The sequence below is a fragment of the Bradyrhizobium sp. SZCCHNS3052 genome (genome assembly GCF_032484495.1).
In the GTDB taxonomy this organism is placed as follows: Bacteria; Pseudomonadota; Alphaproteobacteria; order Rhizobiales; family Xanthobacteraceae; genus Bradyrhizobium.
This window is the reverse complement of record NZ_JAUETB010000017.1, coordinates 94,196-120,121: the sequence shown is the minus strand read 5'-3', so window position 1 is coordinate 120,121 and position 25,926 is coordinate 94,196. Positions and strand designations below refer to the sequence as shown.

General features: G+C 65.3%; 21 protein-coding genes and 1 pseudogene. 7 read left to right on the top strand and 15 right to left on the bottom strand.

All coding sequences use genetic code 11. The features are described 5' to 3' along the window. Positions 1-437 (top strand): annotated as a pseudogene (locus QX073_RS32390) (hypothetical protein); the annotation flags it as partial. Positions 438-2,013: 1,576 nt separating this feature from the next. Here QX073_RS32390 and QX073_RS32385 read toward each other — a convergent pair. Next, entirely contained in the window at positions 2,014-3,207 is a 1,194-nt protein-coding gene (locus QX073_RS32385; RefSeq protein ID WP_316226975.1) for a LanC-like protein, read from the bottom strand. 159 nt (positions 3,208-3,366) lie between these two features. Between QX073_RS32385 and QX073_RS32380 the strand changes: the two genes are divergently transcribed. Continuing rightward, the gene (locus tag QX073_RS32380) at positions 3,367-3,828 is read left to right on the top strand and encodes an SRPBCC family protein (RefSeq protein WP_315716594.1); all 462 of its coding nucleotides are present in this window, start codon (positions 3,367-3,369) and stop codon (positions 3,826-3,828) included. An 86-nt stretch (positions 3,829-3,914) separates the two neighbouring features. Here QX073_RS32380 and QX073_RS32375 read toward each other — a convergent pair whose 3' ends face one another. The 4 genes from QX073_RS32375 to QX073_RS32360 all read right to left on the bottom strand — a co-directional run bounded on the left by QX073_RS32375 (position 3,915) and on the right by QX073_RS32360 (position 7,084). Next, positions 3,915-4,076: a hypothetical protein gene (locus QX073_RS32375; protein WP_315716595.1), complete on the bottom strand. Its 162-nt coding sequence runs from the start codon at positions 4,074-4,076 to the stop codon at positions 3,915-3,917. A 322-nt stretch (positions 4,077-4,398) separates the two neighbouring features. Then, on the bottom strand, positions 4,399-5,769 hold the full coding sequence (locus QX073_RS32370) for a hypothetical protein (protein ID WP_315825433.1): 1,371 nt from the start codon (positions 5,767-5,769) through the stop codon (positions 4,399-4,401). 376 nt (positions 5,770-6,145) lie between these two features. Further along, a complete protein-coding gene (locus tag QX073_RS32365) occupies positions 6,146-6,664 on the bottom strand; it encodes a GNAT family N-acetyltransferase (protein ID WP_315825432.1) in 519 nt (172 codons plus the stop codon). Between the two features lie 225 nt (positions 6,665-6,889). After that, the gene (locus QX073_RS32360; RefSeq protein ID WP_315716598.1) at positions 6,890-7,084 is read right to left on the bottom strand and encodes a hypothetical protein; all 195 of its coding nucleotides are present in this window, start codon (positions 7,082-7,084) and stop codon (positions 6,890-6,892) included. 31 nt (positions 7,085-7,115) lie between these two features. Here QX073_RS32360 and QX073_RS32355 point away from each other — a divergent pair, with 31 nt between their 5' ends. Further along, positions 7,116-7,481 carry a hypothetical protein gene (locus QX073_RS32355; protein WP_315716599.1) on the top strand — a complete coding sequence of 122 codons (366 nt, stop codon included), beginning with the start codon at positions 7,116-7,118 and terminating at the stop codon, positions 7,479-7,481. A gap of 357 nt (positions 7,482-7,838) precedes the next feature. Then, positions 7,839-8,738 (top strand): NAD(P)-dependent oxidoreductase, encoded by a 900-nt coding sequence (locus QX073_RS32350; protein ID WP_316168072.1) that lies wholly within the window; start codon positions 7,839-7,841, stop codon positions 8,736-8,738. A 125-nt stretch (positions 8,739-8,863) separates the two neighbouring features. Here the strand turns inward: QX073_RS32350 and QX073_RS32345 are convergent, their stop codons facing one another. The 7 genes from QX073_RS32345 to QX073_RS32315 all read right to left on the bottom strand — a co-directional run bounded on the left by QX073_RS32345 (position 8,864) and on the right by QX073_RS32315 (position 18,523). After that, positions 8,864-9,643, bottom strand: coding sequence for an ABC transporter permease (locus tag QX073_RS32345; RefSeq protein ID WP_315753338.1), 780 nt, complete (start codon positions 9,641-9,643; stop codon positions 8,864-8,866). Continuing rightward, positions 9,640-10,752 carry an ABC transporter permease gene (locus QX073_RS32340; RefSeq protein WP_316175102.1) on the bottom strand — a complete coding sequence of 371 codons (1,113 nt, stop codon included), beginning with the start codon at positions 10,750-10,752 and terminating at the stop codon, positions 9,640-9,642. Before QX073_RS32340 ends, QX073_RS32345 begins: the two co-directional genes overlap by 4 nt. A 35-nt stretch (positions 10,753-10,787) precedes the next feature. Continuing rightward, positions 10,788-11,882, bottom strand: a complete 1,095-nt coding sequence (locus QX073_RS32335; protein WP_316174956.1) for an ABC transporter ATP-binding protein — start codon at positions 11,880-11,882, stop codon at positions 10,788-10,790. Positions 11,883-11,987: 105 nt separating this feature from the next. Beyond that, a complete protein-coding gene (locus QX073_RS32330) occupies positions 11,988-12,989 on the bottom strand; it encodes an ABC transporter substrate-binding protein (RefSeq protein ID WP_315716713.1) in 1,002 nt (333 codons plus the stop codon). Positions 12,990-13,306: 317 nt separating this feature from the next. Next, positions 13,307-13,618 carry a hypothetical protein gene (locus QX073_RS32325; protein ID WP_315716604.1) on the bottom strand — a complete coding sequence of 104 codons (312 nt, stop codon included), beginning with the start codon at positions 13,616-13,618 and terminating at the stop codon, positions 13,307-13,309. 162 nt (positions 13,619-13,780) lie between these two features. Next, a complete protein-coding gene (locus QX073_RS32320) occupies positions 13,781-16,963 on the bottom strand; it encodes a multidrug efflux RND transporter permease subunit (protein ID WP_315825428.1) in 3,183 nt (1,060 codons plus the stop codon). Between the two features lie 324 nt (positions 16,964-17,287). Then, complete coding sequence (locus QX073_RS32315) at positions 17,288-18,523, bottom strand: efflux RND transporter periplasmic adaptor subunit (RefSeq protein WP_316168068.1); 1,236 nt, start codon at positions 18,521-18,523, stop codon at positions 17,288-17,290. A gap of 190 nt (positions 18,524-18,713) precedes the next feature. Between QX073_RS32315 and QX073_RS32310 the strand changes: the two genes are divergently transcribed. Both QX073_RS32310 and QX073_RS32305 read left to right on the top strand, forming a co-directional pair. Continuing rightward, positions 18,714-19,331 (top strand): TetR/AcrR family transcriptional regulator, encoded by a 618-nt coding sequence (locus QX073_RS32310; protein WP_315716607.1) that lies wholly within the window; start codon positions 18,714-18,716, stop codon positions 19,329-19,331. A 118-nt stretch (positions 19,332-19,449) separates the two neighbouring features. Next, positions 19,450-20,925: a M81 family metallopeptidase gene (locus QX073_RS32305; RefSeq protein WP_316226974.1), complete on the top strand. Its 1,476-nt coding sequence runs from the start codon at positions 19,450-19,452 to the stop codon at positions 20,923-20,925. A 259-nt stretch (positions 20,926-21,184) separates the two neighbouring features. Here the strand turns inward: QX073_RS32305 and QX073_RS32300 are convergent, their stop codons facing one another. After that, positions 21,185-22,810 (bottom strand): MFS transporter, encoded by a 1,626-nt coding sequence (locus QX073_RS32300; protein WP_316226973.1) that lies wholly within the window; start codon positions 22,808-22,810, stop codon positions 21,185-21,187. Then, a complete protein-coding gene (locus tag QX073_RS32295) occupies positions 22,797-23,921 on the bottom strand; it encodes an HlyD family secretion protein (protein ID WP_315825425.1) in 1,125 nt (374 codons plus the stop codon). Before QX073_RS32295 ends, QX073_RS32300 begins: the two co-directional genes overlap by 14 nt. Before the next feature lie 602 nt (positions 23,922-24,523). Here QX073_RS32295 and galE point away from each other — a divergent pair. Next, positions 24,524-25,519: a UDP-glucose 4-epimerase GalE gene (gene galE, locus QX073_RS32290; protein ID WP_316226972.1), complete on the top strand. Its 996-nt coding sequence runs from the start codon at positions 24,524-24,526 to the stop codon at positions 25,517-25,519. Positions 25,520-25,557: 38 nt separating this feature from the next. Here the strand turns inward: galE and QX073_RS32285 are convergent, their stop codons facing one another. Next, positions 25,558-25,830, bottom strand: coding sequence for a hypothetical protein (locus QX073_RS32285; protein WP_315753358.1), 273 nt, complete (start codon positions 25,828-25,830; stop codon positions 25,558-25,560). Between the last annotated feature and the right edge of the window lie 96 nt (positions 25,831-25,926).

The following is a 25,926-nucleotide window of genomic DNA, read 5'->3' as shown; positions in this document are numbered from 1 at the left end:
CGATGAAGGCGCGGATCGACGAGCTTGAACGGCAGAAGGCGGAGATCACACAGCGCCTGTCAGAGGCTCCCGCCGACATTCCCGACATGCATCCCAACATCGCCAACGTCTATCGCAAGAACGTCGGTCGGTTCACCGAGGCGCTCGCCGATCCGGATGGCGGACGCGAGGCCGCCGAGGCGCTCCGCTCGCTCATCGGCGAGATCGTACTCACTCCCGGCAAGAAACGTGGCGAGGTCCATGCCGAGCTACGCGGCGAGTTGATGGGTATCCTTGAATTCTCTAATACCCAGGAAAATCAAAGAAGTAGTCTTGTTATGCCAGCAGTGGCTGCACCTCCCCGCAACCATCGAAACACAGGAGAGGTTGGGCGAACGAGGGATCCGAACTTCACCTTTGGGCGCCGAGCCCAAAGGGCAGGCAGTCAACTTTTCTGAAGTCTTGGCAACTTTCAGGCGATTCTGGCTTCCAGCCTACCCCTTGGATGGTGCAGGCATCGCCAGAAATTCCCTTTTGAAACCAAGAGCCCTGGAACGCTGGTGCGGGTGCCTAAATCATTGATCTTGATCCGTGTTTTCGCCCCTGTCGTGCCCACCATCGGCCGATCAGGCCGGTGACCCAGCCTCGTTCGATCTCACGATCATTGAAGATCCTCTGACGTCAAAGCCAAGGATCAGCCGTGGCTCGCGTCGCGGGTCCGCCAGCCCCAGGGCAGGGCGACCATAGTCGTGAATTCATGCGTCTGTCCTTCTGTCGCCGCGTCGTCCCGGCCGGGCTCGTCCCGCTTGCGCGGCCGCGGTCGCTTCGGCGCGGCAAAGGCCCGGCCATCCACATCGCGGGGCTTGCCCAGACAAGAGTGGGATGCCCGGGCGCTTCGCGGTGCCGCTCTTTCGCTTCATCGGCGGCCTGCTGATCGTCGGACGGGTGTGTCGGGTGGATGCTGCGGTCTGGATTTTCAGACATGGCTTCGCTGTCTCGCGGCGCGCTTTGCGTCCGAGCTGTTCTGATCGACCACCCTCTTCGTCGAAGAGGGCACGGGGAATGCCGGGCGCTGGCCGCACCCATGGCCCGCCTGCAGAAAAAAAGCAGGCGGCAGTCACCACAGGTTCAGCCGAGAACACCCGGCATTCCCCGCGCGATGGTTTTGACGGCTGCTTCGCGATCTCCCCGGTGCGCCGGGCTTTCTGGCCACCGTATCGCACAACGCGCTTGCGCACCTTGCGCTGGACATCAGCGTCGGGATGCCAGGACCACGCGACTTGACCGTGCGCATCGACGTCGTTCGTCGGCGCGGCTCAGCCACGCTGCAACATCGACACGCCCACCGCATCCCGCCTCGACGTTCGTGACGACCGCGAAGCGCCCCTCTTGTGAGACGGGACGGGCAGATAGAAGCATAAATTCTGGAAAAAAGAAACAAGAATCTTCATGCTCGGGAGACTGGACAGAGACATGTGTTTGAGGCCGCAGTCAAAACGAGTTTTTCTGGCGTAGGCGATCTGGATGCGGATGAGGGGCAAAGAGACGACCGCGCACCAATGCCGACAAGACCGGCTCCCCGATCTGAACCGGACGAAAGCACTTGGCGCGCTCTATTGGAAGGTCGCCGTTGTCACTCAAGAGACCTCCAGCAAGAGGGTTAGACGGAGTGTGCCGTGGGTACGCCTTTTACGATCTCGTTTTGAGATCAAGTCCCTTCCATATTTCGAGTTCATCAGAGTCTTCATAGGCAATGCAGAGGCAGACATCGTCTCGCCCACCGGTTCTACGGGCAAATTCGATGCTGTGAATGGGGGCAGAGATAGATAGCGAAGAGTTTAGCGGCACGCTGACGATCATGCCGGCCTAAATCTGCCCACCTGCCATCTCGCCAGCCAGAACAAACAACCGGCGACTTTCAAGGGCGAAGGTCTCGTTCACACGAAAGCTGAACATCAGGAAGACCTGCATCATGATATCGTGCTTGTCTCTTCCTTGCTCGAAACAGACATTGATAGCAGTCCCCAACTTGCTTCAGAACACGTCGATCGTCGGAAACCGTGGCTCTCCGGTGATGCAATCCCAGAGGTAGACGGCGAGGCCGACGTCGCCGGTCCATAACGAATAGCGTCCGCGGCCGGCGACCATCTGGCCGCCGCGAACCTGCACGATGGCGGTCATCGCGAACTGGCGCGCGCGGTCGAGCCAGACCGGGTCGTGGGTGCGGCGATAGAGCTTGAGAAAGGCGTAGCCGTTTCCGCCGGTGCCGTGGCAGAGGTTCGAGCCTTTCGTCAGCGGTCCAGCGGCCCAAGTGAAGCGTCCGCCGTCCAGCAGCAGCGCGTCGAAGTCCGGCGTCGCGAACGGCGCGTCGGCGAAGGTCGTCACCATGCCCGGGGCACCATGACAGTGCTGACAGAGGAACAGCCGCTTCTCACGCTTGCTTCGCGGTCCCCATGTGGTTCCGATGTCATAGCGCCATGCGTTGGCCGCGAGCGCCTTCGGGACGAAGGCGGCCACATGAGCCTGCTGGGCCGCCGTCAGCCAGTCCCATCCGAGCAACAGCGGGATGACGTTGCCGGCGAAGCCATGAACGGGTCCGAGAAAGCGGTCCTTGGCGCCATATAGATCCTGGGTCCAGAGCGGCCCCTGCGGGGTGTCCTCCAACTCGGCCAACAGCCGGGCCGCCTGCCCCTCGAACAGGCGGCGCCAGCGCGCTTCCCCGGTCATCCCCGCCATGTGGACCGCCGCGACCATCGACCCCGGCAGGCCCCACATCAGCTCCCGGATCGGCAGCTCGTTGTTGTTCTCGGCGTGCCAATGAATGAGGTCGGCGAGGCTCGACAGTGGCGTGAGCCGCATGGCGAGCAGGGCGGCCCCCATCTCGCCACGGAGCAGCGAGCCATGTTTCTCGTAGTCGGCAGGCGAATTGGCTGCGTGGTCGATGACCGTCCGCTCCATCAGCCTGGACAGCACGGGGCGGAAATCCTTGGTCGCTCGGGTTGCGCCGACACGATGCAGGTAGTCGAGGGCCCAGATCACACCCGCGGCGCCCTTGTAGAAGCTGGGATCGCCGTCGGCGGTCCCGTCGTCGCTGGGGTGGGCCGGCCAGAAATGATCGGGATCGAATTGGGCGATCGCATCTGCCGCGATGTCTTCGATCGCGGCCAGGGCAATCGCTTCGTCCCAGGGAGTCTGGACCAGCGGCCGATGTCGTCCCAGGGTGATCATCGTGTCGGGCTCTCGGGTGCTGTCCGTCGGTCGCGTCAAGCAGGCAGGCCGCGGGGCGCATGATTGGCAACCAGCCTATCCAAAAGCCTGCCGTCGGTACACCATCGGTCCTATCGGATGATGGCTCGAGACGATGCCCAAGGTCCGCGGGGAATGAACATGCGCGAGACCCTTTCGATACGGTGCTACATCGCCGCGCCTCGGCCGGCGGTCTATCGAGCGCTGCTCGATCCGCGCGCGATCGCAAAATGGAAGGTGCCGGACGGGATGACCTGCGACGTGCATGCGTTCGACGCCCGTGAAGGCGGCGCGTTGCGGATTTCGCTTACCTATGACGTGCCGACCGGGACCGGCAAGACGACGGCGCACACGGATACGTATCGCGGTCGCTTTGTGAAGCTCGTCCCGAATGAGCAGGTTGTCGAAGTGGACGAGTTCGAGACCACGGATCCTGCGCTACGCGGCGAGATGACCATCACGATCACGCTCGCCGATGCGGATGGCGGGACCAAACTCCTTGCCACGCATGATGGACTGCCCCGTGGCGTATCGCCCGCCGACAACGAGGCCGGCTGGCGGATGGCGCTCGCGAAGCTCGCGGCGCTCGTCGAGGCGCGATAGGCCGGGCGTTCCGCTCATGCCCGCGGCAAACATGGGTATGCCGATCACCGGCCGCCGTTCACCGACGCGGAGCAAGAAAAGACCGATCAGAAAAAGCCGTGGCTCAGATCCGTCCCGTAGGTCAGCGCCATCGCCGACACCAGCAATATGGCGGCACAGAGCAGAAGGAACTGTTTGAGCAGTTCGTGTTTCGTACTGTCGGATGCTTCGGAAAATGCCTTATGAAATGCCTTGGTCAGAGCCGTCATTGCGACCTCGATCTCCTCCCGCCCTTGAGTAGGTCAAGGCAGCAGGCAGAAGGTTCATCTCGGCACAGATGCTGACCGGCATTGGACGCGAAAGTCCCGGCTGGACGAAGGCCGCCCGGTCTCCTCAGGCGCGGCGGCGGCAAGCCCGAGCAGGACGACGAAACCGCCGATCGGCGGCAAATGCTGGACATCGCAGTGGCGTAGGACGGTCGCTCCTGCCGCGGCAATGAGCGCCGTGCCAAGCGCCAGGCCGACGGTGGGACGGTCGCTCAGTGCTTGATCGCCATCCAACCGCCTTCTTGCGAGATCCGGAGCCGCACGCTTATTGAAACACCTTCACGGTGCGACGCTGTTTGGTGGAGACGGTCCAATTGACGTCGCAGGAGTCACCCGCGTTGATGCTGAGCGTCACGTTGAAGCAGACCTTGCTTTCGTCGGCGACCGCGCTCTTTCCGGTAAAGCACCCCGGACGTGTTTCGGAAAAGGAAAGAGCAGCGGTATCGGGTATCAGCTCCCAACCTGCGTCCGCCGCAGCGCATGTTTGCACCGGGCCTGCTGATTTGCCGACCGGCGCGCCTGTAGGATGATCGAGATGCATAGGTCCGCCATTGACCGATATGCTTTTTGTCTGCACGATCTCCTTCAAGACCGGTGGTGGAGGTAACGAAACGTCATTTGCAGCGAGACTGAGCGACGGCATCTGTACGACGGCGACAAATTCCGAGTTTGGTACTCGCTTGAAGACGTAGATCCGCTCTCCGGGACCGACGCTAGCCTCGACGATCTTGTCTTTCTGGTCGCCGACAACGCCAAACGACTCTCCGCCAATGACCTGAATGATGAGGGGATTGGGGTTCGGGATCGCGCTCTTAGGCTCGAAGCGGATTCGTAAGCTGACGATCTGCTGGCTGGGGCTCTTGGTCACCACAGCGGTCAGGGGCGATCTCGACTGAAGGCAGGCCGTGTAGGCGGCAAGGCCATTTTCATCGACGCCCGACGTCACCAGATGCTTCGCTTCGTCAACGCTATAGTTGAACCGCGTCTCTTGGTACATGCTGGCGCGCTTTGCCGCGAAGCTCTTGAAATCTCCAGCGAAATATTCGGGGATGATTGCGGAGGCAGACTTCTTTGCCTCTTCATAGTTCGCCTCATTGATCAACTTGAGCTGGGCGAGCATGACTGCAAGGGACGAATCCTCGATGCGCATCGCCTTGAAAGCTTCGATATTGCAATCGCTCGCCTCACTGAAAGCCGCGCCCGAAGATCCCAACAGGGCCACGACAACAAAAATCGCAAGTCTCACGACAATTCTCCCTTTTCGAATGAGATTGAAGGGGCCAGAAAAGAATGTTTTGGTGAAATCGTGAGGCCAACGAAAAGTCGGCCATCCAGTGTCATCAGATTGCGCCTTGCCAAGAGCCAAAGCAATATCAAAACGCGTCGCAATCTCTGCCGGCAGCCCCGCCGTCAGGCGTCTCGAAGCGAGCAAGTGCAAAGGAACGAAATCATCAGCTGCCCGGATCGGCAGTTCGTCGTTCTTCTCGGCGTGCCAATGAATGAGGTCGGCGAGGCTCGACAGTGGCGTGAGCCGCATGGCGAGAAGGGCGGCCCCCACCTCGCCACGGAGCAGCGAGCCGTGTTTCTCGTAGTCGGCAGGCGAGTTGGCTGCGTGATCGATGACCGTCCGCTCCATTAGCCTCGACAGCACGGGGCGGAAGTCCTTCGCACGGCCTGTCGCACCGATACGGAGCAAGTAGTCCAGCCCCCCAGATCACCCCCGCCGCGCCCTTGTAGAAGCTGGGGTCACCGTCTGCCGTCCCGTCGTCGCTGGGATGGGCCGGCCAGAAATTGTCGGGATCGAACTGGGCGATCGTGTCGGCTGCAATGTCGTCGATCGCGACCCGAACGGCCGCTTCGTCCCAGGGGGTCTGGATCAGCGGCCGGTGGCGTCCCAAGGTGATCGTGATGTCGGGCTCCCCTGTGCTGCGCGCATCTCATCAGCTCGTGACTGCGGCCCATGCCGCCATCGCCTTGAATGGGAGAACCGATCGATCCCAGCAGCTCGGTTGTCAGGTGCTGTCAGCCGCACGACTGAAGTCGAGCGCCATGTGCGCCTCGTCGTAGTATCGGCCGCCGTCCTTCGCGGCTTTCAGCTCCAGGCCAAATTCCACGAAGCCGATGCTTTCGTAGAGCCGTCGCGCCGGCACATTGTCCTGGACGACGATCAGCTGAACGATCTCGACCTGCTCGCGCGCGACATCCAGGATGTCATTCGCCAACAGGCGCGCGAGCCCGCTCCGTCGAAAGGCTGGCTTAACGTACATGCCGAACAGCCGGCCCTTATGGGCGTGCTTCGGCCCCTGCTGGACGACGAAGCCCAGCGTGCCGACAAGCTCGCCGTCTCGAAAGGCGCCGAGGGTGTGGGTGTCCTCGAGCCGCCTGGCGAACCATTCGACGCCAAGCCCGTTCTCCAGCTCGAAGGTGCTGCCCATCGATTCCGGGCTGATCGTCAGCGCCTCCAGACGAAGGGCCTTGAAGCATGCCGCATCGTCGGCCCGCAGGCGCCGGATCGTTGCAGCAGGGCTCATGGACCGGCTTTCCATCGTCCTCGCGTGAAAAAATCTTCGCGTGAAAGCGCCGCCCTTGGGCGGGCGCTTCGCCGCATGCGCGTGCTCGACTCCTCGGCCTACGGGCCTTCACAGGCCGACATGCCAGCCGGCCTGCAAACAATGCGGCCTGCCGCAATCGCAGGCCGCCAGACGTCACCTCACAGGAGCTGACCTCAGATGAGGCCGAGAGGTCAAGCCATCAAACTACTGGGCGCGCTTCAACCGCTTGATCTCGGCGACCTGAAACTTGCCGCCGGCCAGCAGGCTGCTGCAATGCAGCCAGACCTTGTTGCGATCCCAGCCCAGGAACGCCTTGGTCTCCGCACAGTCCGCGTAGTGCTTGTACCTGAGGGTGTCGGAGCAGGTCGTATCGAAATGCGAAAATTCCTGACCGGACAAGCTGCATCCGACCCAAGGCGCATTGCCCGACTTGAAGCTGGTCTCGCAGCCGCCGTTGCAGCTGCTGGCGGCTCTCTCCAGCTTGGCGATCCTGGCTTCCACGGAGTCCGACGCAACTGACGGCGCGCGCGCCGTCGACGACGCCGTCGACCGCGTGCGGCGCGAGATCCCGGTGTCGGCCGTGGTCTTCGACCTCTGGAGCTTTGTCGCCTGCTTCGGTGCGTCGACCGTTACGCCCGGAAGCGAGGGGGCGGAGCCTGGTGTGATTTGCGATGCGGCAGGACCGCACAGCAGGACGGTTGCCAGCACGGCGGCAGCCGAGGACACGACGACACTCGACGACAATCTCATGACAATATCCCTTCAGGGACGAACCTGCCGTCCCAATACATTGTGACCGCACTATATTACCTATTCGAAAATGGGAAACTTGGCTACTCAGCGCCGAAAAAATTCTGCGAATGATCGTCGTTTGCATCGCGATCGGGTGATGTGCCGGCGACGCATCCAGAGATTGCCGTGTCGCGATGGGAGGCGATTTTCGGATCGACAGAAATGCGCGCAGGCTGGATCGGGGCGGTTGGCCTGATGTCACCTGCCGGGAGGCGGAGCTATCAACGCAGTGCGGCAATAGGCTTCCACGCGGCATTGAAAGCAGGCCGCGTTCCGCGCGGCAGGCTGCAAGTTCCTTGTGGAGCAGCTTCGCTGGAAACTGCTAGAAGCGATCACGCACTCACAGGGGATGACGAGCTCAATGACAGCCAAGCGCGTGGTGTTCACCGGGGGAACCGGCAAGGCGGGCAGGCATGTGCTGCCGCATCTGCAGAACAAGGGCTACGCGCTCCTCAACGTCGACCTCAAGCCGTTCGATCACCCCGGGATCAATACCCTGATCGCGGATCTGACGGACAGCGGCCAGGCCTTCAACGCGCTGACCACGCATCATGGCTTCGGCGGCTTCAACGCCGGCCGGCCGCCACGGGCGCCGGATGCGGTGGTGCATTTCGCCGCGATCCCGCGGGTGCTGATCGAGCCCGACAACGAGACCTTTCGCGTGAACACGATCAGCACCTACAACGTCATCGAGGCCGCTGCGAAGCTCGGCGTGCGCAAGATCATCATCGCCTCCAGCGAGACCACCTATGGCGTCTGCTTCGCGGAGGGCGACAAGGACTTCAGGAGCTTTCCGCTCGAGGAGGACTACGACACCGACCCGATGGATTCCTACGGGTTGTCCAAGGTCGTGAACGAAAAGACCGCGCGCGCCTTTGCGATGCGCTATGGCATCGACATCTACTGCTTGCGCATCGGCAACGTCATCGAGCCGCATGAATACGACATGTTCCCCCGCTTCCTCGCCGACCCGCCGTCGCGCAAGCGCAACGCCTGGTCCTATATCGACGCCCGCGACCTCGGCGAGATCGTGCATCTGGCGATCGAGAAGGACGGGCTCGGCTTCCAGGTCTTCAACGCGGTCAACGACACCGTCACCGCAACGATGCCGACGCGCGAGCTGCTGCGCCGCTATTGTCCGAATGTGCCGGTGACCCGCGAGATGGGTGACGACGAGGCGCCGCTGTCGAACCGCAAGACGCGCGAGGTGCTCGGGTTCAAGGAAGCGCACAATTGGCGCAAATACGTGAAGGCGGGGTAGGGCAGCCGTAGGGCGGATGAGCGCAGCGTAATCCGCCATTCCGGCTGTTGTGCGCATAGCGGCTGTTCGCGCACGGGGCGGCCGATTACGCTGCGCTCATCCGCCCTACGGACCGGTGCCTTCCCTCACGTCATCCGCCGCCGGAGCGCGAGCATCGCGAGCGACAGCACGATCGTCCCGACGATGAACACGGCCGCCGCCGAGACGATCGCCGGACTGATGTTCTCGCGGATGGTGGCGAACATCTGCCGCGCCAGGGTGCGCTGATTGGGGCCGGCGACGAAGAGCGTCAGCACCACCTCGTCCAGCGACGTCGCGAAAGCGAACAATGCGCCGGAGATCATGCCGGGCAGCGCGATGGGAAACGTCACCGAGCGCAGCACCACGGCGGGCGAAGCGCCGAGACTCGCGGCGGCCCGCTCGAGCTGGATATCGACGCCCTGCAAGGCCGAGGAGACGTTGACCAGCACGAACGGCACGGCGACGACGGTGTGCGCGATGATGACGCCGAGATAGGTGTTGGTGAGCCCGTAGCGCGAGAACATCAGCTGCATGCCGACGCCGAGCACCACCGCCGGCACGACCATCGGCAGCAGGAACACGGTGCGAAGCGTCGCGAACAGCAGCGAGGCGGGCTTGCCGCGCAGGCCGAGCGCGGCGAGCGTGCCGAGCAACGTTGCAAGGGCTGTGGTCCCCGCGCCGATCAGCAGGCTGTTGACGATCGAGAGCCGCCAGGAGTCGGCGGTGACCAGCTCGCGAAACCAGCGCGTCGAATAGCCGGGAATGGGATAGTTCAGGAACACGCTGTCGGTCAGCGATAGCGGCAGCACCGCGATCAACGGCCCGAGCAGGAACACGATGACGGCGATCGCGAACAGCAGCTTGACGAGCGGCAGCCATTTCATGCGCGCTGCTCCTCGGTCGAGGTCAGCCGGATGTAGAGGGCGTAGAGCAGGATCGTCATCGCGAGCAGGACGAGGCCGAGCGCGCCGGCCATGCCCCAGTTCGCGGCTCCCGTGGCGTAGTAGGCGATCACCGAGCTGATCATCTGATCGTTGGCGCCGCCGATCAGCGCCGGCGTGATGTAGTAGCCGAGCGCGGCCATGAACACGAGCAGGGCGCCGGAGACGACGCCGCGCATCGACAGCGGCAGCAGGACGTGGACGAAGGCGCGCAGCGGATGCGCGCCGAGCGAGGCCGCCGCCGGCATCAGATTGCGCGGGATCGCGATCAGCACGCTGAAGATCGGCAGCACCATGAACGGCAGCAGCACATGTGTCATGGCGATGACGACGCCGAGCCGGTTGAACATCAGCGGCACCGGCGCTGACGTCAGGCCGAGCCCCTTCAAGGTGGCGTTGATCAGGCCGTTGTCCTGCAGCACGACATACCAGGCCGCGGTGCGTACCAGGAGGGAGGTCCACAGCGGCAGCAGCACCGCGCCGAGCAGGATCTGCCGGCGCCAGCCGTCGACCGAGGCGGCCACCATCGCGAACGGCAGGCCGATGAGGATGCAGGCCAGCGTCACCAGCGCCGAGGTCACGAAGGTCCGGATCATGATCAGGCGGTTGGCCGAGGCGCCCTCCGGCATCGCAGCGATATTGCCGGCGGCGTTGCGCTCGAGGTCGACGGCGGCGAGCAGGTTCTTGTCGGTCCAGGGCGAGGCGACGGCCTCGGCGATGGTCGTCCAATAGGAGGTCTCGCTCCAGCGCGAGTCGATTGCTGCGAGGTCGACCGCGTCGGTGCCGTCGAGCGCGCGGCGGGTCTTGCCGAGCAGGCTGCGGAATCCGGACTGCGCGCTGTTGAGGCGGCGAACGAGATCGCCGAACTGCTCGTCATTGGTCAGCTTGCGGATGTCGTCGATGAACGCAGCCTGTGCGGTTGCAGGAGGCACGCTCGTGCGGTCCCAGCGCGCCAGCGCCTTGTGGGTGCGGGGCAGGGACTCGGTCGCAACTGGATCGGATACAGCCGACCTCATCATCGTCACCAGCGGCACGACGAAGAACGACAGCATGAACGCTAGAAGCGGCGCCAGCAGCAGAACTGCCGTCAACCGTTGGCGGAAGTCTGGTCGCATGATCCCACCACCCAGACATCCGACGCCGTGAACGACAGCGCGACCTCGCTGCCGACCTCCGCGGCCTGACCGGCACGATCGCCCTTGATGATCAGCCGCTGCGCGCCGGCCGTGGCGACCAGACGCACGTGATCGCCGAAATACACCGCATCCAGGATGCGCGCGGTCAGGCGGTTCGCGGTCGCCGCTGCATGATCGTTGATCCGGATGGCCTCGGGACGGATCGAAACCTGCACCTTGCCGCCATCGATGCGGGCGGCGCCGGCATGCGCCGACAGCGTGAGGCCCGAGTCTGTCGTCAGCCGCATCACCTCGCCCGCGTGTTCGTCGAGCTTGCACGCCAGCAGGTTGGTCTCGCCGATGAACTCGGCGACGAATGGCGTGCGCGGCAGCTCGTAGATCTCGCGCGGTGTGCCGATCTGCTCGATCCTGCCGTGGTTGAACACGGCGATGCGGTCGGACATCGTCAGCGCCTCGTCCTGGTCGTGGGTGACGAAGACGATGGTGAGGCCGAGCCGGCGGTGCAGGTCGCGGATGTCGAGTTGCATCTGCTCGCGCAGCTTCTTGTCGAGCGCACCGAGCGGCTCGTCCATCAGCACCACTTGCGGCTCGAACACCAGGGCGCGGGCGAGTGCGACGCGCTGCTGCTGGCCGCCGGAGAGCTGCGCCGGTTTGCGCTCGGCCATGGCCGACAGCTTGACCATGTCGAGCACGCGGGCGACGCGCTGCGCGATCTCGGGCTTGGACGTGCCGCGCATCTTGAGCGGAAAGGCGATGTTGTCGCGCACGCTCATATGCGGGAACAGCGCGTAGTTCTGGAACACCACGCCCATGTTGCGCTTGTGCGGCGGCAGCCCGTCGACCCTGGCGCCGCCGACCTCGATCGTGCCGCTGGTCGGCTGCTCGAAGCCTGCGAGCATCATCAGGAGCGTGGTCTTGCCGGAGCCGGAGGGCCCGAGCAGGGCGACGAACTCACCGCGCGCGATATCGAGATCGAGATCGTCGACCACGGTCAGTGCAGCGAAGCGCTTGACCACATGCCGGAACGAGATGAAGGGGGTATCCATGACGGAGGCTTTCGGCGCGGACCTCGCCGGGACTCATGCACGAGGAGGGCAGGCGCGCGTCGCGACGACGATCATCGCGCGCCCGGTTTGCTGAAGCGGCGAGCCTCAGCGCGCGAGCCAGGCGTTGAAGCGCTTCGACAGCTCTTCCGAATTGTCGGTCCAGAAGCCGACGTCGAGCGCGATCGCCTGCTTCAGATTGTCCGGCGTGGTCGGCAGCTCGGCGGCGAACTTTTCCGGCACCAGCTTGGCGGCGGCGATGTTCGGCAGGCCATAGGCGATGTATTCCGGCAGCTTGGCCTGGTTCTCGGCCTGGCTCGCAAACGCGATGAAGTTCATCGCGGCGTCCTTGTTCGGCGAGCCCTTCAGCACCACCCAGCTGTCGACAGCGTAGATGCTGCCCGGAAACACGAAGCCGAAATGCTTGCCCTCGGTGCGGTTGATGGCGCTGATGCGGCCGTTATAGACCGAGGTCATCGCGACCTGGCCGGATGACAGGAGCTGCAGCGGCTGCGCGCCGGCCTCCCACCACACGATGTCGGCCTTGAGCGCGTCGAGCTTCTTGAAAGCGCGCTCGACGCCCTCCTTGGTCTTCAGCACCTTGTAGACGTCGGTCGCCGGCACGCCGTCGGCCATCAGCGCGAATTCGAGCGTGTATTTGGCGCCCTTGCGCAGGCCGCGCTTGCCCGGAAACTTCGCCGTGTCCCAGAAGTCCGCCCAGGTCTTCGGCCCATCCTTGATCTTGTCGCCGTCATAGGACATGCCCGTCGACCACACGATGGCGCCGACGCCGCAATCGCTCACGCCGGCCGGGATGAAGCCTTTCTTGTCGCCGATCTTGCTCCAGTCGATCTTCTCATAGATGCCGTCGCTGCAGCCGAGCTCGAGCTCCTCGGCCTCGACCTGCACCGCATCCCAGTTCGGCACCCCGGCCTTCACCTTGGCCTGCAGCACGCCATAGCCGCCGTCCCAGCTCTCGTCGAGCACGGTGGCGCCGAGCTTGGCGGCGAACGGCTGGAAGTAGATCTTGCGCTGCGCGTCCTGATAGTTGCCGCCCCACGACACCACCGTGAGATCGCGCGCCTGCGCCGCCGCGGCGACGCTCAGCATGGCTGCCGCCGCCACCAGCACCGTCTTCGAGACGGTGAGGGCCGCGCGTGGCGTCCCGTTCGACACCTTCACACCCGTGGGGCTGGTCCGCCGTGAAAACATGCTCGATGATCCGTCGCGCTTTGAAAGGTTCAAAAAAGCTATCGGCTGTTCCCAGCCGTGGCAAGCGCGAGTTTTGATCGTGAGATGATGCCATTTTGGCGCTAGGCGCCGCGCCGGCCGCGTTGCGGCAGGGCATGTTGAGATCGTCCGCTGCCGGCGCATGGTCTGGTCCGCGGGGTTCACGCCCCCGGGGACGTGTTTGGAGCGCCGCGGTCCTACAATCCGGCGCTGCAACCTTGATCGTCCGGGCAGGCAAGCGCCGGCACCGGTTCGCTCCCCGCCGAATTGTCGACGACGAGACCGAGCGCCGGTGTGCTCGTCGCCCGCGCACGGGTCGGAGCCGGCAGCCGCCGCGATGCACCGTGGGCGCCGATGCGTTCAAAACCCTCTGCCGTCTTCATCAGTCTGGCGGCGACAAGATGATTCAAAAAATCCATGTTGCAACTCCGTGTGGTCAAATGACCCGGCGGCCTGGTGCGGGACAGGCCGCCGGGTCGGCGCAACGTGCTGGAGTTGGCGTCCTCCATCTCGCTGCGCTGGTCTGTGATCCGTTTCACAGTCCTGTAGAATTGATCGTGAATCGGATCATCCGTGGAGCGTGATCGGGACGCCGACTGCCATTTGTCTCTACGAATCAAGAGACGATCGCGTTTCCGGGCGCTCGACATCACGCGCGTTCACATTCTTGTTTACTCCGCAGGTTGAGCCGCCACCGTGCCGTGGCCGCCATGCTGGGTGAGGGGCTTCATGCCGGTCAGCGTCCGCAGCAGCACGTAGAACACGGGCGTCAGGAACAGGCCGAACACGGTGACGCCGATCATGCCGGAGAAGACCGCGACGCCCATCGCGCGCCGCATCTCCGAGCCGGCGCCGGTCGAGAGCACCAGCGGCAGCACGCCCATGATGAACGCCATCGACGTCATCAGGATCGGTCGCAGCCGCAGGCGGCTGGCCTCGATCGCCGCGCGCAACGGCGTCCGCCCGGCGAATTCGAGCTCGCGCGCGAATTCGACGATCAGGATCGCGTTCTTGGCGGAGAGGCCGACGAGCACGATCAGGCCGATCTGGGTGAAGATGTTGTTGTCGCCCTTCGAGAGGTAGACACCGAACATCGCCGCCAGCAGCGCCATCGGCACGATCATCAGGATCGCCAGCGGCAGGGTCAGGCTCTCGTACAGCGCGGCCAGCACCAGGAACACCAGCAGGATCGCGAGCGGAAACACCCACAGGCCGGAGTTGCCGGCGATGAACTCCTGGTAGGTCAGGTCGGTCCATTCGAAGGCGAAGCCGGGCGGCAGCACCTCGGCCGCGACCCGCTCGGCCGCCGCCTGCGCCTGGCCGGAGGAGAAGCCGGGCGCCGCTGCCGCGTTGATATCCGACGACAGGAAGCCGTTGTAGCGGATGGCGCGTTCGGGACCTGCGCTCTGTCGCACGTTGAGCAGCGCCGACAGCGGCACCATGTCGCCGGAGGCGGAGCGCACCTTGAGCTGGCGGATATCGTCGGCACGGGCGCGGAACGGCGCGTCGGCCTGCACGCGCACCGAATAGGTGCGGCCGAACTTGTTGAAGTCGTTCACGTAGTAGGAGCCGAGGTAGATCTGCAGGGTGTTGAACACCTCCGTCACGGGGACGCCGAGCTGCAACGCCTTGGTGCGGTCGATGTCGGCGAACAGTTGCGGGACGTTGACCTGGAAGCTCGAGAACACGCCGGCGATCTCCGGCGACTTCTGCAGGCCGGCCATGAACGCCTTGGTGACGTCGTTCAGAGCCTCGTAGCCGAGGCCGGCGCGGTCCTCGATCTGCAGCTTGAAGCCGCCGATGGTGCCCAAGCCGTTGACCGGTGGCGGCGGGAACATCGCGATGAAGGCGTCCTGGATGCCCGCATATTTCTTGTTGAGCTCCATCGCCAGCGCGCCGCCGGACAGCGATGGATCCTTACGCTCGTCGAACGGCTTCAAGGTCGAGAACACGATGCCGGCATTGGAGGAGTTGGTGAAGCCGGAGATCGACAGGCCGGGGAAGGCGACCGAGCTCTCGATCCCGGGCTGCGTCAGCGCGATGTCGCTCATCTTGCGGATCACCTCCTCGGAGCGGTCGAGCGTGGCGCCGTCCGGCAGCCGCGCGAAGCCGACCAGATACTGCTTGTCCTGGCCCGGCACGAAGCCGCCCGGCACCTGCTTGAACAGCACGGCGGTGGCGCCGACCAGCAGGACATAGAGGATCATCACCGCGGCCTTGCCGGTGATCACCTTGGACACGCTGCCGCTGTAATTGTTGGAGGCGCGGACGAAGGCGCGGTTGAAGCCGCGGAAGAACCAGCCGAGACTCTGGTCGAGGATGCGGGTGAGGCGATCCTTCGGCTCGTGGTGGCCCTTGAGCAGCAGCGCCGACAGGGCCGGCGACAAGGTCAGCGAGTTCACCGCCGAGATCACGGTGGAGATCGCGATCGTCAGCGCGAACTGCTTGTAGAACTGGCCCGTGAGGCCGGAGATGAAGGCGAGCGGCACGAACACGGCGACCAACACCAGCGCGATCGCGATGATCGGCCCCGACACCTCGCGCATCGCCTGGTAGGTGGCGTCACGCGGCGACAGCCCGCTCTCGATGTTGCGCTCGACATTCTCGACCACGACGATGGCGTCGTCGACGACGATGCCGATCGCGAGCACCAGGCCGAACAGGCTGAGCGCGTTGATCGAGAAGCCGAACAGATGCATCACGGCGAAGGTGCCGACGATGGAGACGGGCACCGCCAGCAGCGGGATGATCGAGGCGCGCCAGGTCTGCAGGAACAGGATCACCACGATCACGACCAGCACGATCGCCTCGAACAGCGTGTGCACGACGGCCTCGATCGAGGAGCGCACGAACTGGGTCGGGTCGTAGACGATGTGATACTCGACGCCCTCCGGCATCGTCTTCGCGATCTCCGCCATGGTGGCGCGGACGTTGTCGGAGATCTGCAGCGCGTTGGAGCCCGGCGCCTGGAAGATCGGAATCGCCACCGCCTGCTTGTTGTCGAGCAGCGAGCGCAGGCCGTATTCGGAGGCGCCGAGCTCGATGCGGGCGACGTCGCGCAGCCGCGTGATCTCGCCGTGAGCGCCGGTCTTCACCACGATGTCGGCGAACTGGTCCTCGTTCGACAGCCGGCCCTCGGCATTGACCGAGAGCTGCAGGTCCAGCCCCTTCACGCTCGGCGAGGCGCCGACCACGCCGGCAGCGGCCTCGACGTTCTGCGCCTGGATCGCCTTGACGATGTCGCTAGCGGAGAGACCGTGCTCGGCCGCCTTCTGCGGATCGACCCAGACCCGCATCGAATAGTCGCCGGCGCCGAACAGCTGGACGTCGCCGACGCCGTCGATGCGCGCCAGCCGGTCCTTGACGTTGAGCACCGCGTAGTTGCGCAAATAGGTGGTGTCATAGCGGCCGTTGGGCGAGATCAGATGCACGACCATGGTGAGGTCGGGCGAGCTCTTCTTGGTGATCACCCCGAGCTGGCGCACCACGGCGGGCAGCCGCGGCTCGGCCTGCTGCACCCGGTTCTGCACCAGCTGCGTGGCCTTGTCCGGATCGGTGCCGAGCTTGAAGGTGACCGTGAGCGTCATCGCGCCGTCGGTGGTCGCCTGGCTGCTCATATAGAGCATGTTCTCGACGCCGTTGATCTGCTCCTCGATCGGCGTCGCCACCGTCTCGGCGATCACCTTCGGATTGGCGCCGGGATAGGTCGCACGCACCACCACGGAGGGCGGCACGACGTCGGGGTATTCGGAGATCGGCATGGAGAACAGCGCGATCAAGCCGCCGAGGAAGATCAGCGTCGACAGCACGCCTGCGAAGATCGGCCGATCGATGAAGAATTTGGAGAGGTTCATGGGAGGCCCCGTGGTCGGGAGAGGTCGGTCGTCGTTATCTGACTTGGTCTAAGGGCTGGCGCGGTGCCCACCCTCCCCTGGAGGGGGAGGGTCGGCTCGCATGAGCGCAGCGACATGCGAGACGGGGTGGGGTGGCGGCCCCTCCGCGCGTGCGGTGCTCGACTGAGACGAACCCGCGACGCACGGATGGCTGAGGAGGTGCGAGCAGGTTTTCACCAACTGAGACCGTCACCCCACCCCGCCGCGCGCTGTGCGCGCGTCGACCCTCCCCCTCCAGGGGAGGGTGGGCATCGCGTGTGTGGTGACCGCCATTGTCGATCATGATCAGCGCTGCGCCAGTCGCTTGTTGTCAGTGGCCGCCCCATCGCGTGCGCCCATCGCGGCCACCTGCGTCTTCAACAACGCACCTGGCCGCACCCGCTGGAGGCCATTGACCACCACGCGCTCGCCGGGCTTGAGGCCGGCGGAGATGATGCGCAGGCCATCGACGCTGCCGCCGAGGCTGACCGGGCGATAGACAGCGCGCTCGTCGTCGCCGACCACCATCACGAATTTCTTGTCCTGGTCGGTGCCGATGGCGCGCTCGTCGAGCAGCACCAGCGATTGCTGCTGCGGCTGGCCCATGCGCACGCGCGCGAACTGGCCGGGGATCAGCCGGCCGTCCTCGTTCTTGAACACGGCGCGGACGCGGATCGTGCCGCTCTGCCCGTTGACCTGATTGTCGATCAACTGGATATGGCCGGATGCCGTGATGCCGCCCGAGGTCGTCATCTCGACCGGGATGCGGTCGAGATTGCCGCGTTTGCCCGAGCCGTCGGCAATCGCCGACAATGCGCGCAACACCAGCTCTTCGGTGGCGTCGAAGCTCGCATAGATCGGGTTGACGGACACCAGCGAGGTCAGCACCGGCGAGGCCGACCCGGCGGCGACGAGGTTGCCGACCGTGACCTCGATCCGGCCGACCCGGCCGTCGACCGGCGCGCGCACCTGCGTGTAGTCGAGATTGAGCTTGGCTGTCTGCAAGGTCGCTTCGGCGGCCTTGACGTTGGCGATGGCTTCGCGATTGCCGTTGTCGCGCTGGTCGTAATCGCGCTTGGTCACGATGGAATTGCCAACCAGCTGCGCGCCGCGCTCCAGTTCGTTGGCGGCGAAGGCGGCGCGGGCGCGCGCCGCTTCCAGTTGCGCCTGCGCCCGGTCGACCTCGGCGGCGTAGGGCGCCGGGTCGATCTTGAACAGGACGTCGCCAGCCTTGACCAGCGAGCCCTCGGTGAAATTGGTGCCGAGAATGGCACCGGCCACCCGCGGCCGGATCTCGACCCGCTCGACGGCTTCAAGCCGGCCGGAGAACTCGTCCCACAGGCTCGCCTGGCGCGGCTCGACGACGGCAACCGTAACGGGGACGGCCTGTTCGGGGGCCGCAGCGCGGGCCGCATTCGGCGCGGAACTGAAGTGGAAATATTGGGAGCCGGCGTAGGAGCCGGCGGCAATCACCAAGCCGGCGGCGACGGTGCTCAGCCACCGCTTCAGGCGGCCGGAAGAACGAATTTCGGACGAAGGCATTGGCGCGCTCCAGATTTGTAGTGCTCGCTACAAATGTGGCGCTGGCAACCCGTTCGCAAGAGACTTATGTAACGGATACTACGAAAATAGTAGCCCGACTTTCGGCGGACTGCGCCAGATCAAAGAAATCGCGTTCAAGAACAACTAGATAAGAATCAGACGGGGCGGAGACGGAACAGGAGTTTTGCAGATGGGCATCGGACGGCCCCGGACTTTCGATCGCGACACCGCGCTGGACCAGGCGATGGAGGTGTTTTGGCGCCATGGCTATGAGGGCGCCACCATCGCCCAGCTCACCGATGCCATGGGCATCAACCCGCCCAGCCTCTATGCCGCGTTCGGCAGCAAGGAGGCCCTGCTCAGGGCCGCGCTCGACCGCTACACGGCGCGACGGGAGGCCTGGATGGACGAGGTGCTGAGCGCGCCGACCGCCCACGAGGTCACCGCGCGGATGCTGATGGGCGTCGCCGAGAAACAGACCGATCCCTCCAATCCGCCCGGCTGCCTGCTGGTGCAGGGCGGTCTCGCCTGCGGCTCCGGCTCTTCCAACGTGCCGTTCGAGCTCGCGGCCCGCCGCGCACAGACCGAGGAGCAGCTCCGGCACCGTTTCGAGCGCGCCAAGCGCGAAGGCGATCTGGCTGAAGCCGCCGACCCCGCTGCGCTCGCGCGCTATGTTTCCGCCGTGATCACCGGAATGAGCGTGATGGCGTCGTCAGGCGCCGACCGCGAGGCATTATCCCAGGTCGCCGTCGTCGCGATCAAGGCGATCGAGGATCAGTCGGTGAGGGCGCCGGCGGCGGCGAACTGATCGACATCATGCGCTGAGCGACGGGTGCTCTGCCGTCGCAAAGTCTTGTGCTCGTGGGCGCAATGCGATCCCCTGCGGCCGCCTCATTGTCATCGCGCGAACCAAGAGCAATTCCTCCATGCGTGTCTTCTCCGCCGCCCTTGCCACCGAGACCAACACTTTTGCGCCGATGCCGACGGGGCTCGCGACCTTCCACGAGCGTGCCTACTTCCCGGCCGGAACGCATCCGGACAAGATGCAGATGCATGGCGGGCCACTATGGGCGGCGCGGCAGGTCGGGCCATCGAAAGGGTGGACCTTGATCGAGGGGCTGGTCGCCGCAGCGGTGCCGAACGGGCTCGTCACCCGCGCCGCGTTCGAAACCCTGCGCGACCAGATCCTCGCCGACCTCGAAGCCGCGCTGCCGGTCGACATGGCGTTGATCGGCCTGCACGGCGCGATGATCGCCGACGGCTATGATGATTGCGAGGGCGAGCTGCTCGCGCGCATCCGCGACATCGTCGGACCCGATGTGGTCATCGGTGCGACGCTCGACCCCCACGTTCACATGAGCGAGCTGATGGTCAGAAGCGCCGATCTTCTGATCTGCTGGAAGGAATATCCGCACACCGACATTCTCGAGCGGGCCCAGGATCTGGTGAAACATTGCACCGAGCTCGCCGAGAAGCGGCTGAAGCTGCAGAAGGCCCTGGTCGACACCGACATGATCGTCACCCTGCACACCACGCGCGAGCCGGTGCGCAGCTTCGTCGACCGCATCACCGCGCTGGAAGGCAAGGACGGCATCGTCTCGGTCTCGATCGTTCACGGCTTCGGATGGGGCGACACGCCTGACATGGGCACCAAGGTGCTGGTCTATAGCGATGCCGCCGTCGATCCCGATGGCGCCAAGGCGCAGGCGCTGGCGCGCAAGCTCGCGGACGAGCTGATCGGCATGCGCGAGGCGGTGACCGAACGCATGCCCGGCGTCGATGCTGCGCTCGACCAGGCCTTGGCGAAGGACGGCACCATCGTGCTCGGCGATGCCAGCGACAATCCCGGCGGCGGTGCGCCCGGCGATTCCACGTTCATCCTGCGCCGGCTGCTCGACCGCAACATCGGCAATGCCTGCCTCGGTCCGCTCTGGGATCCGATCGCGGTGCGCATCGCCTTCGATGCCGGCGTCGGCGCCAAGCTGCCGCTGAGGATCGGCGGCAAGATCGGGCCGCTGTCGGGTGATCCCGTCGATGCGACCTGGGAGATCAAGGCGCTGAAGGAGAATATGGTGATGACGGGCCTTGCCGGCACGCCCGCCAAGCTCGGCGATTGCGCGTTGATCGGGAGCAATGGCGTCGAGGTCGTGATCACCACGTTCCGCTGCCAGGCGTTCGGCACCGACTTCTTCACGCAGCTCGGCTGCGATCCTGCCACGCGCAAGCTCGTCGTGGTGAAATCCGCCCAGCATTTCCGCGCGGCATTTGCGCCGATCGCGGCCGACATCATCATGGTCGATGCGCCCGGCGTGGTCGCGCGCGACGTGACGACGTTGCCCTACAAGAAGATCAAGCGTTCGAAATGGCCGCTCGATGAGTTGCCGCAATCATCGCGAGCATGATGTCCCAGAATGCGACGATCATCGCACCGCCGTTAACGTTCGGAACGCGGCTGGAACGAACCGCGTCCGAATCGCTTGCGAATCACGGTTTGAGATCTGTTCACGGCTAGATGTCGTAGCTCTCGGAGATGGCGCGCAACATGCAGCGCCGGCGATTCTGATCGTGCGGCTCGGCTTTCGTCAGAAGGTTAAAGGCGCAGAGGCGCGCCGGCGTTGTTGGAGAGAAGGCGACGCCCCAGCATGCTGCGGGCGGGCCCGCTCACGTCGTCGACGTTCCGAACCGTCGCATCCACGCCGCCCTCAGACCGATCGGTGCTGGCGAGAACGGGCCCGGCGGCGCGCGCGTGATCAGGGCGACCAGCAGGAGCGCGGCGATCGCGAGCCAGAAGCACAGCCAGAACGCATCGAGATAAGCGAGCACGTTGGCCTCGCGCTGCACCTGTGCGGCCAAGGTCCCGACGGCGCGGGCCTTGGCCTGGCCGCCGCCATGCGCGGCGAAATAGCCGGTCAGTCGTTGCAGCGCGCGCGCGACGTCGAGATCGCCGCTCTGGATGTTGAGGCCGAGATAGGCCGAATGCACCTGCTCACGCACCCGCAGCCACGTTCCCATCAGGGCGACGCCGATTTCGGCGCCGCCGAGCCGCATCACCTGGATATAGGCCGCAAAGGACGTCGCTCGCGCCGGATCGGAATTCGACAGCGCGAGGATGATGATCGGAAGCAAGGTCAGGGCCTGTCCGATCGACTGCAGCACGACGATGACGATGAAATCCTCGCGCGCCCAGGCATGGGTGATCTGGGTGCCGAGCAGATTGGCCGCCGCGAAGGCACTGAGACCGAGCACGACGACGATGCGGGGATCGAGATGGCGAAGCAGGACGATCGACAGCGGCACCAGCACGACCATCGGCAGCGCGCCGTAGAACAACAGCAGCGAGCCGCTCTGCTCCGGCCGCAACTGCGTGATGGTGACGAGGAAGTTCGGCACCAGCGACGCATTCGAGAGGCTGGTCAGCGTGTAGAGCAGGATCACGACCAGCGACAGCCCGATGTTGCGCGAGAACAGCACGTTGAAATGCGCCCATGGCTGCGGGGCGAGCGCCTCGTTGACGAGGAACAGGACGAACAGCGCGGCGGCGCCGCACAGCAGCGCCATCACCGTGCCCGATTGCAGCCAGTCGAGTCGGTTGCCCTGGTCGAGACCGGCATAGATCATCGCCACGGCGCTGCCGAGCAGCAGCATCCCGCCCCAGTCGGCGTTCTCGAGCAGCGCGCGGTTGACGGGCTCGGCCGGGGTGCCGAGATAGACCATCAGCGCCATCAGCGGCGCCAGCACGACGCCCTGCCAGTACAGCCACTGCCAGCCGAGATGCTCGACATAGAAGCCGACCAGCGAGGTCGAGGTATCCAGCGCGAAGCCGACCCGGATCGCATAGATCGAGATCGCCGGCAGCCACCAGCGGATCGGCAGGTTGCGGAAGATGATCATGAGCGTGGCCGGCACGAAGGTGCCGAGCAGCATGCCGTGCAGGATCGCGAGCGCGATCAAGGTCGGATAGTCGCGCACGAACGGAATGATCAGGGACAGCACCGCATAGATCAGGCTGGGAATACCCAGCACACGGCGCAGACCGAACACGGTCGCGAGCCACGCCACGGCCGGCGCGATGACGATCTGCGAGCCGATCGCCGCGGTGGACAGCCAGGCGCCCTCGTCAAAACCGAGCGAGAACGCGCCGCGCAGATCGGGCAGGCCGACCGAGGTCAGCCGGCTGTCGAAATTCGCCAGGAACGAGCCGAGCAGGACGGCGCCGACGGCAAACAGCGGATGCGCCGCCTGGCCGCCGCGCGACAGCGGTCCGCGATCGGTCTCACTTGGCGCCATCGGCCTGGCCGGTGGTGCGGATGTGGGTCACGACCGACATGCCCGGCAGCAGCCGCGCGAGCAGCGGCTGGTCGCCGTCGAGGGCGATGCGGACCGGAATGCGCTGCACGACCTTGGTGAAGTTGCCGGTGGCATTGTCGGGCGGCAGCAGCGCGAATTGCGAGCCGGAGGCCGGCGCGATCCGCTCGACGCGGCCATGCAGCCTCTGGCCCGGGAACGAATCCACGGTGATCTCGACCGGCTGGCCGGGCGCGACATGGGTGAGCTGCGTTTCCTTGTAGTTGGCGATGATGAAGACATGCGGCAGCGGCACCACCGCGATCAGGCTGCTGCCGATATTGACGTAGTCGCCGACCTGCACCTGGCGCTGTCCGACGACGCCGTCGAATGGCGCGGTGATCCTGGTGTAGCCGAGCTTGAGCCGCGCGGCGGCGAGCGCGGCCTTGGCGCCGGCGAGATCGGCGCCGCGCTGCTTCTTGGTGCCGGTGAGCACCTCGAGCTGATGACGCTGCGCGGCGATCACCGCGCGGCTCGCGCGCACGTCCGCCTGTGCCTTGGCATAGGCGGCCGTTGCCTGTTCCAGCCGCTGCTTGGTACCTGCCTCGCTCTGCGACAGCGACTGCTGGCGCTCTTCCTCCTGCCTGGCCTGCACCTCGGCCGCGCCGGCCGAGACCTGCTGCGCCTCGGCCTGGGCGATGGTCGCGTATTGCAGCTCGACCTGGTTGCTGAGGTTGTCGAGCGCCGCCTGCGCCGCTTCGACATTGGCCTCGGCCTGCGACACCTGTGCCTCGTAGTCGGCCGGATCGATCTGGACCAGCAGGTCGCCGGCCTTGACCTGCTGGAAATCGCTGACCGCAACCTTCGTCACCTCGCCGGCCACGCGGCTCGAGAGCTGCGTCAGGTCGGCGCGCACATAGGCATCGTTGGTCGATTGGGTCGTTGCGTTGCCGGTCCAGGCGTTCCAGCGCGTGGTCGCGAGCGCCACGAAGGCGAGCGCTGCGATCACCGCAAGCAGCGGAATGCCGAGACGCGCCCAGAGCCCGGGCGCCGCGGCGGGCGGCGTCGATGCAGCGCGCGCCGCCGCGTCGACGTTGCTCGGTGTTTCACTCAAGGGACGCCTCCTGCATCGGCCGACGCTGATCAGTCCGACGACTCGTATCCCATTCTGCGCCGCGTGCCACCTGGACTCTGGGTCGTGAGCCATGCGTCGCGGGGCATGGACATCTGCGCGCCGAACGGAACCCGCGGGCGATCGGACCGTGATGAACCAGCTAACAGGCCAGCAGGTTGAGCACAGGCACAGCCCGCGATCGCCGCGCCGGGATCGCGCCAACGACATCGGCGCCGGATTCGCTGCCGCGACCAGCCCGCGCCTGATGTCCCAGAATGCGACGTCGCGCGCGCTCACGTTAACGTTCAGAACGTGACTTGAACGAACCGCGTCCGAATCAGCGGCGCAGCCCGGTACGAGGTCTGTTCACGGCTAGATGTCGTGCTGTCATCGCGTGACAGCAGCTATTCGGCGTCACTTGACCGCAATTTGGACGACCGGCTGGGTGCGAGCGCGTTAAGAGCACGGAGCGGCCTGCCGCCAAGCGGTTGTCGGTGACGCCGGCCGGCGCGCGCTGCCCGGTTGCAGCAGTCGCCTCGCTGGGTCACATTTCTCATCCGCGACTTGGGTCCAGCCGTTTGCTGATCAGAAGGCTTTCATGCATGGGTCACAACGGAGCGATCCTGGTTGCCGGCGGCGCCGGCTACATCGGGGCTCATTGCTGCAAGGCTGTCGCCGGGGCTGGCTACGTGCCGATCTGTTACGACAATCTGTCCACCGGCCATCGCCGCTTCGTGCGATGGGGACCGCTCGTGGTCGGCGACATTGCCGACAGCGCCAGGGTGGCGGACACCATTCGCGCCCACGCGGTCGACGCGGTGATGCACCTGGCCGGGCCGAGCACGATCGGCGAATCCGTCGCCGATCCGCACAAATATTATCTGAACAACGTCGTCGGCACGTTGGGCCTGCTGCAGGGCATGCGCGAGGCCGGCTGCGCGCGGCTGGTGTTCTCCTCGACCGGCGCGGTCTATGGCGACGCCGGGCGGGATCCGATTCCCGAGAGCGCCGCGGGATCGGCCCTGAATCCATACGGCCGCTCGAAATACATGATCGAGCAGATCCTGGCGGACTATCAGGCAGCCTACGGCCTGTCGGCCATCGTGCTGCGCTACTTCAACGCCGGCGGCGCCGACGCGTCAGGCCTGATCGGTGAGTTGCGCGATCCCGAGACGCACCTGATCCCGCGAGCGCTGATGGCGATCCTCGGCCACGTGCCGGACTTTGCGATCTTCGGCACCGACTATGACACACCCGACGGGACCGCCGTGCGCGATTACGTTCACGTCGACGATCTCGCGGCAGCCCACATTGCGGCGATGGAGCGTCTGCTGCAGACCGGTTCGGGTGGCACCTACAATCTCGGGACCGGCCGCGGCCATTCGGTGCGCGAGATCGTCGATGCAATCGGCAGGGAGACCGGCGAGCGGGTCCCGCTGGTGGTGCGCGCGCGCCGCGCCGGCGATCCACCGGTCCTGGTCGCAGATCCCCATCTTTCCCAGCAGGAGCTCGGCTTCGCGGCGCATCGGTCCGATCTCGGCACGATCATCCGCTCGGCCTGGACCTGGCACCAGACCGCGCACCCCCGGATCGCATGAGGCCGATGCCGCGTGCCGGGGGCTCGTCGGGGAAGCTGTTACGCCGCGGCCGGCGGCGTGTGGGCGAACTCGTCCACGAAGCTCATCTCCGCGCGCTCGTCGTCGACCGACCAGCAGCCGATCTCGGAAGCGCCCCGGAAGAAGTGGACACTGTGGACCGGTGAGCGGAAGTCGTCGCCGCGAATGATCCGGAGCAGGGTCTGCGCCACGCGGCGGTGATCGCCGGGGAGCCTGAGGTCGAAGAATGCGTCGCCATAGCCCGGCAGGATGGTGCCGGCCGAATCGCGAACTTCCATGCGCAACTGTGCCATGCTCGCATTCAACGACAGCAACGGTTTCCGCCCGGTAAATGCCGCCGTGCCTGCGCAGGTGGTCTCACCATGGAGCGCGTAGCGCGCTGGTCGCCA